A 14,761-nucleotide genomic window follows, 5' to 3' on the forward strand; every position below is an offset into this window, starting at 1 on the left:
CCACGTAATATCTAGTGGTATGGCACACACCGACAAGACCCCCGACACCACTGAGATTGCGGCGAGTCTGACCCGCCGCGGCAACGACCGTCCGGCGAAGTTGCGTGATCAGGCGGACCGCGCAGTACGCAAGGCCGTGGCCGCCGAACTCCAGGAGATTCTGGACGGCCGCTGGGCGGACGTGAAGAACGAGACCCGCGCATTGATCGCGGAGAAGAACCTCTACCCGGACGACACACTGAGCATGGACGAGGCACGGGAACGCACCTTGTCCCAGATGTCCGACATGCTCGAGACCGGTGCGCCCCGGGGGACGTTCCACAAGGACCACGGCGGAACCGGTGATCTCGGCGCCACCCTGACCGCGATTGAAGCGGTGGGTGGCGCCGATCTGTCACTGATGGTCAAGGCCGGGGTGCAGTGGGGGCTGTGGGGTGGCGCCGTGGAGAATCTCGGCACCGAGCGACACATCCCGCTGATCAAGGACATCATGGAACTGCGCACCCTCGGCTCTTTCGCCATGACGGAACGCGGGCACGGATCGGACGTCCAGTCGGTGGAAACCACCGCGGTCTACGACCGGGACACCCGGGAGTTCGTGATCGACACCCCCGTCGCTTCGGCGGAGAAGTGGTACATCGGCAATGCCGCGAAGCACGCCCGCATGGCCGCGGTGTTCTGCCAGCTGTTCACACCGGACGAGAACGGGGACCTCGGAGATTCCCACGGGGTGCACTGCATCGTCGTGGAGGTCCGCGACGAGGACGGGAAGGCCAAGCCCGGTGTCGGCATCGGCGACCACCTGCACAAGGGCGGCCTGAAGGGTGTGGACAACGGGACGTTCACCTTCGACCATGTGCGTGTCCCACGGGAGAACCTGCTGAACCGCTTCGCGGATGTCTCGGAGAACGGCGAATACTCCTCCCCCATCGAGTCCGACGGAGCCCGCTTCTTCACCATGCTGGGTGCGCTGATCCGCGGACGCATCACCGTGGGGGCCGCCTCCGGTGCCGCGGCCCGCTCAGCCCTGACGATCGCGACAAGCTACGCGAATCTGCGCCGTCAGTTCGCAGCGGACGACGATCTTCCGGAGAACAAGCTCATCGAACACCGGAAGCACCGTCTGCGCTTGATTCCGCTGATCGCACGCAGCTACGGCCTACAGCTGGCGTCGAACCAGTTGATCGCCCGGATCCACGACCTGGAGAGCCAGGAAATCGACCGGACCGACATGACGAAGGAGCAGCGGTGGGACCAGCGCGAGCTGGAGGCCCACGCCGCTGCGCTGAAGGCTGCGAACACCGCTCATGCGACCCGTACGATCCAGGAGTGCCGTGAGGCCTGTGGCGGTGCAGGTTACATGACGGAGAACCTGCTGACCACTTTCAAGGCCGATTCGGACGTGTTCACCACGTTCGAGGGCGACAACGTGGTGATGATGCAGTTGGCGGCGAAGGAACTGCTGACCGGCTTCTCCCGCGAGGTCGGGGACCTGAAGCCGTTGGAGCTGGTGCGCTTCGGCCTGGACAACTTCGGCACGTTGCTGAAGCGTCGGACGGCAGCGGACACGCTGATCCAGAATCTGGTGGATTCATTCACCGACCGGGAGGAGACGTCCCTGTTCGATCCGGCGAATCAGGTGGAGCTGCTCACCGAGCGCGAGGACCGACTGCTGATGTCGCTGATCCGTCGCATCAGGCCGGCCCAGAAGATGGACATCAAGGATGCCGCCGACCTGGTGGATAAGGCTCAGGACCACCTCCTGGAGTGCTCGTGGGCCCACGTGGACCGCATCATCCTGGAGGCGATGCTGCAGGCCGAGGCTGAGCTGGCAGACGGTCAGGCGAAGGAGATCATGGAGCAGGTGCGTGACGTGTTCGTCCTGAGCATCATCCACGAACACAGCGGCTGGTACCAGGAGCAGAACCTACTGACGGGAACCAGGACGAAGGCGGCGCGAGCAGCACTGAATGACCTGGTGGACTCCCTGGGACCGTGGTCGCAGACGCTGGTGGACGCTTTCGCGGTACCAGAGAACATTGCCGATGTCCCGTTGATGACGGACTACGACGACATGGTTCCACGGGCACAGACGCACCCTGCAGCGGGTATGTAGCGACAGCTACGTAGCCGTTTCTGCCAGTTGACGTCGCTTACATCGCCCAACATAACCACCCCCGTCATGAACGACGTAAATGCATGTCGCCATAATTCAACCACCCCCACCAAAGCTGCGTGTTCACCGTTATCTCTTCGTGACCTAACACCGGCTGATGGGTCTGCGTTAGTGTTAATGGCGCGACACAGAGCCCACCGGTTCGGAGTGTCGCGAGACCGTATACGTTCAACCGAAAGGTAGATCATCATGATCGAGACCATCCAGGGCATCATCACCACCGTTTCCGACGCCATCGTCTCCGTCTTCCAGGACGTCGTTGGCTCCATCAACAACTAGTTGATGTCGTGCCCTCCGGGGCATGCCTGAACACCCCGCCTCCCCCTTGAGGGCCAGGCGGGGTTTTCGCATCTCCACCCTCCCCCGAGCGAACATCGGCACAGTCAACAGAAATTTCCTTGGCATGATGTAACACTTCACTTCCGGCACCGATATTGACCATAGAGCAGCAAGGAGCCACCCCCGGACCCTCGTTGCGACAACTACAACTTCCGACCGAAAGGCTGATCATCATGATCGAGACCATCCAGAGCATCATCGACACCGTCGCCACCGCCCTCGTCGACGTCTTCAACGCTATCGTCTCCTCCATCAACGAGTAGTCGATGCCGTGCCCTCCGGGGCATGTCTGAACACCCCGCCTCCCCCTTGAGGGCCAGGCGGGGTTTTCGCATCTCCACCCTCCCCCGAGCGAACATCGGCACAGTCAACAGAAATTTCCTTGGCATGATGTAACACTTCACTTCCGGCACCGATATTGACCATAGAGCAGCAAGGAGCCACCCCCGGACCCTCGTTGCGACAACTACAACTTCCGACCGAAAGGCTGATCATCATGATCGAGACCATCCAGAGCATCATCGACACCGTCGCCACCGCCCTCGTCGACGTCTTCAACGCTATCGTCTCCTCCATCAACGAGTAGTCGATGCCGTGCCCTCCGGGGCATGTCTGAACACCCCGCCGCCCCTCGAGGGCCAGGCGGGGTTTTTCATGCCATGGAGCGCCTCTATCCGACGATAGATGTACCCACTTCCACCTCTGGGACTAACCGCACTTCCCGGAGAGGTTGTGAATACCCCACCACATATCAGCCAATCGGGTGGAACTTTTAACAGGCTATGTTTAAGATCGAATGTATCGTTGCAACGAGCTGACCCGGTTCAGACTCTCGCATCCCCGCAGCGATCCACCTGTACATCAGTCGAAAGGTCCTTCACATGGGTATCGTCAGCAGTCTTCTCACCCCCATCACCGCTCTCGTCGGTGGACTCCTTGCCGGTCTTGGCGGGGTCGTCGCCATAGTCGGCTCCATCCTCTAAGGAAGATCACGGGACCACGCTCCCCTTCCGGGGCTCCGACTCAGGAAACTGAGCCGGGGCTTCGCTCATGGCGGGCTCCGCTCACCAGGAGTTGGCAGTCCCCCGTCGTAACCCGAAGACACCCCGAGACCTGCTGACTTCAGCGGGGAGGGTCATTAAGCAATGGGTGCCGTCCCTATCCGCCGGTCCCGCCGCTCCGGAGCTGACTGTCCGGCGGAATAACCCAGCGGCGCCGCGCCCGGCACGGGTCCTTTTTCATGGGTCCACCACCACCGCTACCGAAAACGGTGGAGCTCCACCGACGAGTATTCCTCGCCCCCAGCACCTCAAGCGCTGGCGCATACCCGCGCCCGCCGTGTCTCCCGAACCATACCGCGGCAGCGCCACCGACCCCTTCCCAGAAGCCGGGGTCACTGCCCGCTCCGGCCGGACCACTCCCAGGCCCCGACGCATAGTCCGACAAGACATCCTCGAGGTAACTGTTCCACCGCGTATCATCCGGCAGCCCTGCCAGGTCCGCCAGATACAGTCGCCCCGACACCCCGTTGCACACGCCGGGCCGCAAGAACCCTCCCTCGTCCGGATCGACATAGCTCCGGGCGTAGTGCACACCGGGATAGAGCTTCTGCATCAGCCAGGGACTGTCTGCGACCGCCGACTCCACTCCGGGCAATCCGGTGGCCCAGCTGTGTTCCGCTGTCCGTGACGCCACCGACTGTTCCCCCGCCTGCGGCGCCGCCTGATAGACGGACACGGCAGCCCCACCGTGCTGTTCGATATCGGTACTGATGTCGTCAACCAGGACGCCGGCCGCATCGAGATACCTGTCACCCCCGAAGACGACGGACGCCTCCCGCAGAATCGACACCACCCCAGCGATCCCCATGCCGAAACCGAGGGGCCGCCCACCGAAACTCAACTGCGGCGTACTCTCCAGAAGTTCTCCGGACAGCATCCTCGCAGGTGTCCAGAACCCGTACGGGAACGGCCTCGTCGCGAGATCCGCGAAGAGATTCGCAATACGTTGTGCGAGACGTAGACACCGACCGGCCAACAGGCATCTGTGTGCTACCCTTGCCAGTCCCGTGGCATAACCGTAGTCACGCCAGTCAAGACCGGCATGACCACGGACCCTGATGATAAGCATGTCGGCCAACGACTCGACCCGTCGTTCGAGCACCTCAGTGAACTCCTTCCGCGGCTCCACCACTGGTCCCGCCGTGTCGAGCAGCAACAGGGCACCCGTCAGGCCGTTCGACAGTCCGACCCGGTCAACGCGCTGGTGGAACACAGCGTCTTCAACACGGTCGATATGCTCCTCCACCAGATGCAACCACCGCTCCTCACCAGTGGAGAACAGGAGTGCCGACGCGGTGAATGCATCACCGAGAGCTCCCCCGTCTCTGCGGAACGGGTACACACCCGCGCTCTGCAGCCGGTCCTTGCTCACCAGGTCGCTGTACAGTCGGTCCGTCAGTCCGGGCACCCGCTGGCCAGTTGCAGCGCTGTCTGCGGCTGGGTCCATGCCAGGTCACCCCGCCCGCTGCATATCCAGGTGGTTGTAGGCGTCCTCCAGTTCAGAGCAGGTAAGCCCACCCGGAGTCGAGGCGATCGCACGCCGGAGCTCCTCCGCGATTCTCTCGGAGTACGCTCCCGCGCCCTTGCCGTTCGGCCAACCGTCCAGCATCCACAGTGCGGCCGACAGGTCTCCCTGTTCCAGGTAACCCAGCGCCACATCGGTGTCGAACAGCACCTCGTCGACCAGCACCACCGAGTGCTGCTCCGAGTCATAACGGATATCCACGCCCGCATCCTGGCAGACCTTCAACGGGTACCAGAGGGATGATCGCGAACAGTATCCGCCGTACAAGGCTTCTTCCACGTCCCTCTTGCGGAGGGAGGGGCCTTCATGGGCCATGAGGTGAAGAAGTTCGACGGCACGGGCGCTCGACTGCGCCCGCCCGTCGATCCTGAGTGGTCCCGTGATGCTCACACGATGCTTCTGCTTGTGCACTGTCACTCCTCCATCGGGATCTCCGTCCCCTGAACGACACACAGGGAAAGTTGATGTGTCAGCTATTTTCCCGACGTCCGGGCACCTGTGTAAATCGGCCGCAGAGATGAAATCCTCCTGCGGTCGTTCATCCTCTGGGAGGATTCAGATCTGCTACCTCCCGCGCCTCGGAGCATCTCCGAGGTACCCCGACTCATGCGCCCACACGGCCAGGCCGACCCTGTCCCGCGCCTTCAACTTTGAGATCAGCCGGGAGATGTAGGTCTTCACCGTCGACTCTGCGACCACCAGCTCGTCGGCGATCTCCGCATTCGTCCGCGCCCGTGCCACCGCACCGAGAACATCACGCTCCCTGGCAGTCAACGGCGCATCCAGGTCTTCAGGAGGCACGGCACCCGGGATCGAGACACTCGACGTTCCACGTCGGTAACCGTCCAGCACATATCCGGTCACGTCCGGCGACAGCACGGCGCCGCCCGCGGCGATCCGACGGACAGCGTCCACGAGGTCCTCGGCGCTGCACCCTTTCACCAGGAACCCCTGGGCTCCGATGTCCATCGCCTCGCGCACGACATCTTCCTCCCCGTAGCTCGTCAACAGGAGAATCCGGGTGCGCGGTGAAGTCTCCCGGATCTCCGCGGCGGCTTCCAGACCATTTCCTCCTGCCATCACCACGTCCAGAACCGCGACGTCCGCATCATGGCTCTCAACCGCGGCCACAGCTGCAGGACCACTACTCACCTGATCCACGACATCGAGGTCGGGCTGCGCCTCGAGAATCCCCGACAAGGCGGTGAGAATCAACGGCTGATCGTCAGCCACCACAACTTTCACGGGTCTACCGTCCACACCACTTCTCCTTCACCAGTTTCGGCCACCGTCGACGGACAGCCTTCTCGGACTCGACAATCACCGGCATGGTCGCTTCAACCACGAAGTGTCGCGGATCCCCTGAATCCGACCACCACCGCAGAACACCACCGATGTCCTCCACCCGGTCACGCAGACCTGCCAGCCCCATCCCCGCACCGTCCGGGGAGTCCAGGGCGGGCGCCTGAGACCCGGCCCAACTCTCGACACGGACATCGAGGACATTCGCCGGTATGTCGGCCGTGGTCACAAGGAGAACCCGACTCTGGGGTCCCTGATGGCGCAGCACGTTGGTCAACGTCTCTCCGAGGATGCGGTAGTGGATGAACTGGACCAGGGCGGATTCAATCTCCACCAACCGGTCACGGTCGTCCCCGGAGGGGAACCGTGCCTCAATCTGCAGACCCACCGCCTCGAAACCGCCCAGCATCTCGCGCATTGCGGTAACCAGGTCATCCTTGCTGCGCGTGCCGGCAGTCACGACGTCGCTCGTGGCCCTGAGCGACGCCAGCAGGCTCCTGACCTCGGCCAGCGCCCCGGCACTGGTGTCCCGGACACGCTCGAGCGCCCCGGCGTCATCCAACGCGACGCCGGCGGTGGCCTGGACATTGATCACCGTCAAGCTGCGTGACAACACATCGTGGATCTCACGTGCCATGGCCAGACGGTCCTCGCGGCCCCGAGCCCTCAGCGTCGCCTCGTGCCGGGCCTCGTCCTGCCTCTGGCCGTGCCCCATCACGAAGACACCACAGGAGAACACCCACTGCATCAGGACGACGGCAGTCACCAGTGAGTCCGGGACCGGTTCGTCGGGGGCGAACGCGCCGAGGAAGATCCCGGGTGTGATCACGCCCCAGGCCAACGACAACGCCAGGGACAATGCGGAGAACCCCACCGAACGGCTGTACCTGGCGGGTCCGTAGACGACCAGCGGGACGCAGAGCACGAACGGCACGAGATCCAAAAAGTCGACGGGGCCCGATGTCAGCCAGAAGGTCCAGCCGAAGAGAACCGTCCAGACCACCATGGCAGAAACCACGGGATACCGGCGCCAACACAGCACCGCCGGAGCCAGCACCACGAACAGGGCGAGGAAGACCGCCTCGTGGGCACCACGATGGTAATGGAGGAAGAAATGCGGGAGCGACGACAGGAGAATGAGAAGAAAGAAACACTTCTCGTCCCACGAGAAACGCTTCATATTCGACCGTCCTTTCAGTACCCATCATACCCCTGTGCGTAATTGATTATCTAATAATAACGTCCGTTCACCGTTGCTCCGCAATCGCTTTTCCGCAGGTAGACGTTACCTCTCTGCGAGGACGCCTCCCATAACCTCATGTTCAAATGAGGCCGACGACACATTTGAACACATCGTGTTGCTCCACATTTCGACGCCGTGTTTGCATAACTGTCCGCATGAAGAATGCTGAGAACGTACAAATGAATGCAGAAAGCGAACACGACCGTGATGACATCCGTGACGAACTCCGGGGCAGACCACCCCACCCTCGCCGTGTTCGGTGTCGACGAGGTACCGGTCCCACGCACACTCGTCGATATCCTCGACACCACGGTTTCCCTGTTCCCTGACAGCACGGCACTCGTCGGGGCCGACACGTCACTCACCTACCGTGAACTGGCGGCCCGTGTGACCGAGCAGACAGACTGTCTCGCCGAGCACGGCATCGGCCACGGTGACCGCGTGGGGGTCCGCGTGCCGTCCGGCACCACTGACCTGTACATCGCGATCCTCGCCGTCCTCAGCGCCGGCGCCGCCTACGTCCCTGTCGACTGGGACGACACCGATTCACGGGCGGAGACGGTCTGGAACGAGGCCCAGGTCGCTGCCGTCTACGGCGCTGAACTGTCCCTCACACTCCACCGCAGCCGGCATGCCGCAGATTCGTCCCCGGCGCGTCCTTCGCCGGGCGATGATGCGTGGATCATCTTCACCTCCGGTTCCACCGGCACGCCGAAAGGTGTCGCCGTGACCCACCGCTCCGCGGCGGCACTGGTGGACGCGGAAGCACGGATGTACCTGGCATCGACGGAGGTGGCCCCTCTCGGGCCCGACGACCGGGTCATGGCCGGACTCTCCGTCGCCTTCGACGCCTCCTGCGAGGAAATGTGGCTCGCATGGCGGTATGGTGCGGCTCTCGTCGCCGCCCCACGTGATGTCGTCCGCTCAGGTGACGCACTCGGTCCTTGGATCGCAACCAACCGGATCACCGCGATATCCACGGTTCCCACCCTCGCCGCATTCTGGTCGGAGGACATCCTCGCCTCGATCCGGCTCCTCATATTCGGTGGCGAGCCACTCCCGCTCGCGCTGTCCGACCGTCTTACCCGCCACGGACGCGAGGTGTGGAACACCTACGGGCCTACCGAAGCCACCATCATCGCCACCGGTCAACTGATGGGTCTGCCCGGAACCACCGAGACCGTACGTATCGGACGTCCGACCCCAGGGTGGAGGCTCGCCGTCGTGGACCCTGCAACCGGGCAACCGGTCCGCTGGGGTGAGACTGGGGAACTCATCATCGGCGGGGTCGGTCTCGGCTGGTATCTCGATCCTCACAAGGATGCGGAGGCTTATGCTCCAGTGGCAGGTCTGGACTGGGAGCGCGCCTACCGCACCGGTGACCTCGTGGTCGCGGACCGCGACGGACTGGTCTTCGTCGGTCGCGCTGATGACCAGATCAAGTTCGCCGGACGACGGATGGAGCTCGGTGAGATCGACCGCGCACTGTCCACCATCCCCGGCGTCCGGGCCGGTGCCGCAGCGAAACGGATGACGTCCGCGGGGTCTGAGGTCATCGTCGGCTACCTGGTGGCGGACCCCGACCTCGATCTCACCGCAGCCCGCGACCATCTCCGTACCGTCCTGCCCGGCGGTCTCGCTCCGAGCCTGTGCGTCGTCGACGAACTACCGGTGAAGACCTCGGGCAAGGTCGACCGGAACGCGCTGCCCTGGCCGCTGCCCGCCGCGGACGCCGACCCTGATTCAACCCTTCCCGCGGAGCTGCGTTGGCTCGCGGAGCAGTGGGCCCGTCAGCTCGGTCCGTTACCGCTGCAGCCCGAGTCGAACTTCTTTGACCTCGGCGGCTCCTCGGTGGCGGTCGCGAAGCTCGCCGTCGACCTCCGCGCCGAGTGCCCCGCCACCGATATCGGTGCCCTCTACGATCACCCAACCCTGGAGTCGATGTCGTCCTACCTCGGCACCCTGGACCAGAAGTCCGGGCAACGGCCTGCCCCGGCCCGGATACCGCGCTGGTCAGGAATCATCCAGTTCCTCGTCGTCTGTGCCATCTATGTCGTCAACGCCGCCCGGTACGTGCTCGGGTCTCTTCTGGTCGTCTGGGCACTGGGATTCTTCTTCAACGCCGGGTGGGTGCCGGGGCTGCCGCTGGCGCCCCTCGCGGTCGGCTGGCTGCTCCTGTTTTCTACACCAGGTCGCGTGCTGCAGGGGGTCGTGGTCGCGAGGCTCCTCACCGCAGGTGTCCGGCCCGGGGCGTACCCCCGCGGAGGATGGACCCACCTGCGTATCTGGGCGGCCGAACGCTTCATCACCTACCTCAAGTTCGAACCGCTGCTCGGCACACCGATGACCGCCACGTTGTACCGTCTGTTCGGGTGCCGTGTAGGACGCCACGTGGACCTCCACACCCTGCCCCCGGTCACCGGACTGGCCGTGATCGGGCGGGGAACAGCCATTGAAAACGAGGTGGACGTCAACGGACACTGGATCGACGGTGACACCCTCCATGTCGGCAGCATCGTCATCGGGGAGGACGTCCGCGTCGGCATGCGGACCTTCGTGTCCCCCGGCGCCCGCATCAATGACGGCGCGGAAGTCCTCCCCGGATCCTGTGTCTCCGCGGAAGTCACCGGCGGCCTGCTCCTCGGTGGGACCCCGCTCACCGAGCGCGGCACCGCCGGACTGTCCTGGCCTGAGGTCACACCCCACGACGCCGTCGCCGACGGTGCCGTGTCCGCGGTCGCGCCCGCTCCCCGACGCCTGTTGTACGCCGCAGGAATCGCCTGGGCTTCGGCGCTCCCGGTGATCGCGCTTCTCCCCGGCCTGTTCCTGATTCTTCCCGGTGTGGTGGAACGCCAGATGTACGAGGAGGTCTTCCCCGTCCTCGCCGCCTGGACCCCGGTATTCACTCTGCTGACCATCGCCACATGGCTGGGGCTGGTGATCATCACCGTCCGACTCTGCTCCACACTGATCAGACCGGGATACTATCCCGCCGGATCAACAACCGCCTGGGCCCTCTGGCTCACCCACGTGCTGCTCCAGAAGACGCTGACATCCACCTACTTCATGTACGCCGGTTGGCTGACACCGGCGTTCATGCGGCTGCTCGGTGCCCGCGTCGGCGACGACACCGAGATCTCCACCGTCGAGACGATTCCCCACCTGACTTCCATCGGAAGCCGGTGTTTCCTCGCGGACCATTCCCTGTGTACGTTGCCTCGTCACCGCGCGGGGTGGGTTCACGTCGGTACGACCGTGCTCGGCGACGGGTCCTTCGTCGGCAACTCCGCCATCGTCGGTCCCGACAACGACCTCCCTGAACAGTCGCTCGTCGCCGTCCTGTCCTCTACCCCGCATCATCCCGGACGCGGTTCGTCCTGGCTGGGCCGCAATGCCCGTGAGATTCCCCGGGTGCACCTCGACGCCGACACCTCCCGCACCTTCACCCCGTCCCCCACGCTGAAAAGTGCCCGCGCTCTCGTCGAGGCCGGACGATTCATCCCTCCTGTCATCGCCGCGTATATCGACCTGTCCATCGTGTGGGCGGGAACCCTGATCTACATGAACGCAGGGACCGGCGGGGACGGAATCCGTGCCGTCGTCATCTGGTCCTTCCCCGTCGTCCTCGCCGCCGGCACCGTGGCCAGCATCGTCCCTGTCGTCGCCAAATGGATGCTCGTCGGACGGTTCAGGGTGGGACAGCACACACTGTTCTCCACGTTCGTGTGGCGGGGCGAGCTCGCCGATAATTTCGCCGAGCTGCTCGCCGTCCCCTCGCTGATCCGTATGTCCCTCGGTTCCCCGCTCTACAACTGGTGGGCGCGCCTGATGGGGACACGCATCGGCAGAGATGTCTGGTGCGAAACCTGGTGGCTTCCCGAATTCGACCTGATCACCCTCGATGACGGCGCCACGGTGAACCGGGGGACCGTCCTGCAGACACACCTCTTCCACGACCGGGTGATGTCCCTGGAACCGGTCACCCTGCGCAGTGGGTCGACATTGGGGCCGAACAGCTTCATGCTGCCCGGTTCCACTCTGGGTGAGCGCACCACAGTGCGTCCGGGTTCTCTGGTGCTGCGGCAGGATGACGTACCGCCCGACTCCGTGTGGGAAGGCAATCCCGTTGTTCACGTCACCGACGAGGACCACACCGCAGAACCCGCCGAGCTGGAGCAGACCCGATGACCACCGACCTTCCTTCCTCGTCCCGCCCCGCCCCGGGGCCGTCCCACGTGCGCTCCATCTGGGACGGCGAGAGCAGTATCGACCCAGGTAGTCTCCGCCCGCGTCCGGAACCCGAACCTGATCCACAACCCTCCCGCTGGACGAAGAACGCGGCCTTCGGACCGTCCGGCGACCCCCGCCGTATCACCGGGCTGGATGCAGCACGCGGATTCGCACTGCTGGGCATGGTCGCGGTGCACACCCTCCCCGCCTACAACGACGTGACTGACGAACCGACGCTGGTCTGGAGCCTCTTCGCAGGCCATGCCGCCGTACTCTTCGGCGTTCTCGCCGGCATCACCGTCGCCATCCTCACCGGTGGCGCTACCCCACACCACGGTCGTGAACTACGGCGCAGCCGGACCTCCCTGGTCACCCGCGCTGTCCTGATCCTCGTGCTCGGACTCGCCCTGAATCAGCTGGACCCCGCTGTGTACAACATCCTTCCGTTCTACGGGCTGTTGTTCCTCCTGGCGGTTCCCCTGACCAGGCTGCGTATCCGCGGACTCCTGACGGCTGCCGTGTTCTTCGCTCTCGCCGGACCGGCCCTGATCTTCCTGGGCAGCCAGTGGAACGGATACACCACGCTGGACAACCCCAGCGTGACAAACCTCGTCGCCATGCCGACCGACACGCTGCTGACACTGCTGGTCGGCGGAGCCTACCCGGTAGTGACCTGGATGACCTACATCTGTCTCGGCATGGCTGTCGGGCGGATGCGGCTGCGGTGGCTCGTCACCCAGATCCGTCTACTGGTCTACGGCGGCCTCACAGCCGCCGTGGGTTACGGCATCTCCGCCTACCTCATCGACTACGCCGGCGGATTCTCCCGGTTGTACGAGCTCACTCCCGGCCTCGACGCAGACGACATCCAGGACATACTCGACTACGGACCCGAAGGGCAGCTGCCTACCGACACCTGGTGGTGGCTCACCACGGCCGGCCCCCACTCCAACACCAGCTTCGCCGTCATCGCCTCCGCCGGTCTCGCCCTCCTCACCGTCGGCGCATTCCTGGTGATCACCCGGACGCTCAATGACCTGTGTACACCGCTGATCGCCATCGGTTCGATGACGCTCACCCTGTACACCGCACATCTCCTGTTCCTGACTTACATCGGTGACAGCGTCGAGGACCACTCCTCCCTGTATTTCCTGGTGCAGGTGGTCACGATCCTTCTTTTCGCCACTGCCTGGAGCCTCGCCCGCGGTCGCGGTCCTCTGGAGGACATCGTCACACGGACATGCCGCACTGTCGGGCGCGTTGTCGTTCCCGACAGATCCCCGGGCCAACCGGGCCAACCGGGTCGGCCAGACGTTTCCCACGATCTGCAGGAGGAGGGCCGGTGAGCCACACCTTCACGTTCCGACGGTGCGCCGCCGTACTCGGAGTTCTGGCGATCATCGGCGGCGCATCGGGCATCACCGCCTGTTCCGAGGGCTTCGGTGAGCGGTTCCTTCCACACCCTCCCGAGGAAAACACCGCCACGGATGCCACCGACGGACCGGAATCCTCCGACCGCCATGGCTATTCCGACGAGGGGGAGCATCGGCCTCCACGGGCCCTCCGTCCTGACCGTCGCGGAGGGGACCGCAGCGAACCGCCCGGAGAAACCGAGAGGACGGAACACCCCCCGCATGACGCTCCACACGCTGCCGGGGACGACCCGCCGACAGTCGACGAATCCGTCACCCTGCACCCCGACGGAAAGGAGCTCTCCCTCACCCGGGGCGGTTCCACCCTGTCTTTCGGGGAAACTGCCACCGTCGCCACGTCCGCCGACGACGGTCGGCTCTTCGTGTGGGATATCACCGTCTACGACAAGGTCGTACGGTCCCCGGACCAGGTACGGTTGTCCGATCCCTCAGAAAGCCACGGGGTCGACCACTACGTGTGCTACGCGTACGACGTGGTCTTCGTGGGTGTGGACGACCGGAATGCCGAGGACCCCTCCGTACTCCGGGGAGCGCCCGACACCGCCCGCACCGCCGTTCCTGCCCCCGGGACGGTCCCGGTTGCCGCTGACCGGTCAGGCACCACACGGCTCCGCGGCGGAGAGGACGACAACTGCGGCATCCCGGTGTCCAATCGTGTTCCGCTCTCGGAGAAGGATCTGGTCCGGGGACACGCCTACGCCCGGGGGACGGTTGCCGCTGTCACGGAACCCGCAGAGTCTGCGCCCACAGCCCCGCCAGCGGGTGTCCGCTTCGACGGCGATCCCCTGACCAGCTCCGGTGACCACGGCCGTCCCGCCCCGCCGCTCCCGGTGTTCTGGCTCTGAGTTCGTCGGAACCGGTCAGGAACTCAACCCGAAGTTCGGGTCGCGACCGACGTAGGCCATCAGCCGGATCGTCGACGAAGCATCGGCGGGGGTTTCCCGGGGCGGTCCGAAGCCGCCGCGTGCCTGCAACTGCTCGCCCAACGACTGCAGCCCACCGAGGTTCCGCTCGGCGAACTCCTCGTCCAGCTCGACATCACGGCCCTGGGAACGGGCCAGGTCCCAGGTGTGCATGAACACGTCCGGGATGAAGAACCCCTTCGCATTCGTCTCGAGGGACTGCCCCGGAATCGGGCCACGGGTCACCAGTGCCTCCGCCTTGACCTCGTCCTCCAACGTGGCCTGGACGATCGCGGCGAACTGCTCCCAGGCGCCGGCAGGATCCGAGTTCTTGTCCTCCGTGACGTCCACCGCGACTCCGACATCCTCCAGGGCGGGGCCGAACCAGCTGATCAGATGGCCCACGATGTCACGTGCTGTCCATTCCTCGCACGGGGTCCGCGCATCCCAGTCGTTGTTCCTGGTCTGCTCCGTGAAACCGTCCGCAATCACACGGAAACGCTCAGCGGTGTCCTTCGGCACGGACATGATCAACCTCCTGTTTCATGAC

At 64.5% G+C, this 14,761-nt stretch carries 9 protein-coding genes; 4 read left to right on the forward strand and 5 right to left on the reverse strand.

Going from position 1 to position 14,761, the window contains the following annotated elements:
- The first annotated feature begins 19 nt into the window (after positions 1–19).
- Complete coding sequence (locus tag FS507_RS02905; protein ID WP_145941324.1) at positions 20–2,116, forward strand: acyl-CoA dehydrogenase family protein; 2,097 nt, start codon at positions 20–22, stop codon at positions 2,114–2,116.
- Positions 2,117–3,673: 1,557 nt separating this feature from the next.
- Here FS507_RS02905 and FS507_RS02910 read toward each other — a convergent pair.
- The 4 genes from FS507_RS02910 to FS507_RS02925 form a co-directional block, all read right to left on the reverse strand.
- Positions 3,674–5,023, reverse strand: a complete 1,350-nt coding sequence (locus FS507_RS02910; RefSeq protein ID WP_145941325.1) for a hypothetical protein — start codon at positions 5,021–5,023, stop codon at positions 3,674–3,676.
- A gap of 6 nt (positions 5,024–5,029) precedes the next feature.
- Positions 5,030–5,512 carry a hypothetical protein gene (locus FS507_RS02915; protein ID WP_145941326.1) on the reverse strand — a complete coding sequence of 161 codons (483 nt, stop codon included), beginning with the start codon at positions 5,510–5,512 and terminating at the stop codon, positions 5,030–5,032.
- 153 nt (positions 5,513–5,665) lie between these two features.
- Positions 5,666–6,361: a response regulator gene (locus tag FS507_RS02920; RefSeq protein ID WP_145941327.1), complete on the reverse strand. Its 696-nt coding sequence runs from the start codon at positions 6,359–6,361 to the stop codon at positions 5,666–5,668.
- Entirely contained in the window at positions 6,351–7,583 is a 1,233-nt protein-coding gene (locus FS507_RS02925) for a sensor histidine kinase (RefSeq protein WP_145941328.1), read from the reverse strand. Before FS507_RS02925 ends, FS507_RS02920 begins: the two co-directional genes overlap by 11 nt.
- A gap of 246 nt (positions 7,584–7,829) precedes the next feature.
- On the opposite strand from FS507_RS02925, the gene FS507_RS02930 reads away from it, so the two are divergent.
- From FS507_RS02930 to FS507_RS02940, 3 genes are read left to right on the forward strand one after another with little or no spacing between them, the layout of a single operon-like run.
- Positions 7,830–11,834, forward strand: coding sequence for a Pls/PosA family non-ribosomal peptide synthetase (locus FS507_RS02930; RefSeq protein WP_260853127.1), 4,005 nt, complete (start codon positions 7,830–7,832; stop codon positions 11,832–11,834).
- The gene (locus FS507_RS02935) at positions 11,831–13,222 is read left to right on the forward strand and encodes a heparan-alpha-glucosaminide N-acetyltransferase domain-containing protein (protein ID WP_145941329.1); all 1,392 of its coding nucleotides are present in this window, start codon (positions 11,831–11,833) and stop codon (positions 13,220–13,222) included. Before FS507_RS02930 ends, FS507_RS02935 begins: the two co-directional genes overlap by 4 nt.
- On the forward strand, positions 13,219–14,154 hold the full coding sequence (locus FS507_RS02940; RefSeq protein ID WP_145941330.1) for a hypothetical protein: 936 nt from the start codon (positions 13,219–13,221) through the stop codon (positions 14,152–14,154). The genes FS507_RS02935 and FS507_RS02940 overlap by 4 nt, the downstream gene beginning before the upstream one ends.
- Before the next feature lie 15 nt (positions 14,155–14,169).
- Here the strand turns inward: FS507_RS02940 and FS507_RS02945 are convergent, their stop codons facing one another.
- A complete protein-coding gene (locus tag FS507_RS02945) occupies positions 14,170–14,739 on the reverse strand; it encodes a TIGR03086 family metal-binding protein (RefSeq protein WP_145941331.1) in 570 nt (189 codons plus the stop codon).
- Positions 14,740–14,761 lie beyond the last annotated feature (22 nt).

The sequence above is a fragment of the Corynebacterium glyciniphilum AJ 3170 genome, assembly GCF_007673095.1.
Lineage (GTDB): Bacteria > Actinomycetota > Actinomycetes > Mycobacteriales > Mycobacteriaceae > Corynebacterium.

Coding starts and splice junctions, on each gene's coding strand:
- FS507_RS02910 (WP_145941325.1), bottom strand. CDS start 5,023: ATGGACCCAGCCGCAGACAGCGCTGCAACTGGCCAGCGGGTGCCCGGA.
- FS507_RS02905 (WP_145941324.1), top strand. CDS start 20: ATGGCACACACCGACAAGACCCCCGACACCACTGAGATTGCGGCGAGT.
- FS507_RS02925 (WP_145941328.1), bottom strand. CDS start 7,583: ATGAAGCGTTTCTCGTGGGACGAGAAGTGTTTCTTTCTTCTCATTCTC.
- FS507_RS02930 (WP_260853127.1), top strand. CDS start 7,830: ATGCAGAAAGCGAACACGACCGTGATGACATCCGTGACGAACTCCGGG.
- FS507_RS02945 (WP_145941331.1), bottom strand. CDS start 14,739: ATGTCCGTGCCGAAGGACACCGCTGAGCGTTTCCGTGTGATTGCGGAC.
- FS507_RS02935 (WP_145941329.1), top strand. CDS start 11,831: ATGACCACCGACCTTCCTTCCTCGTCCCGCCCCGCCCCGGGGCCGTCC.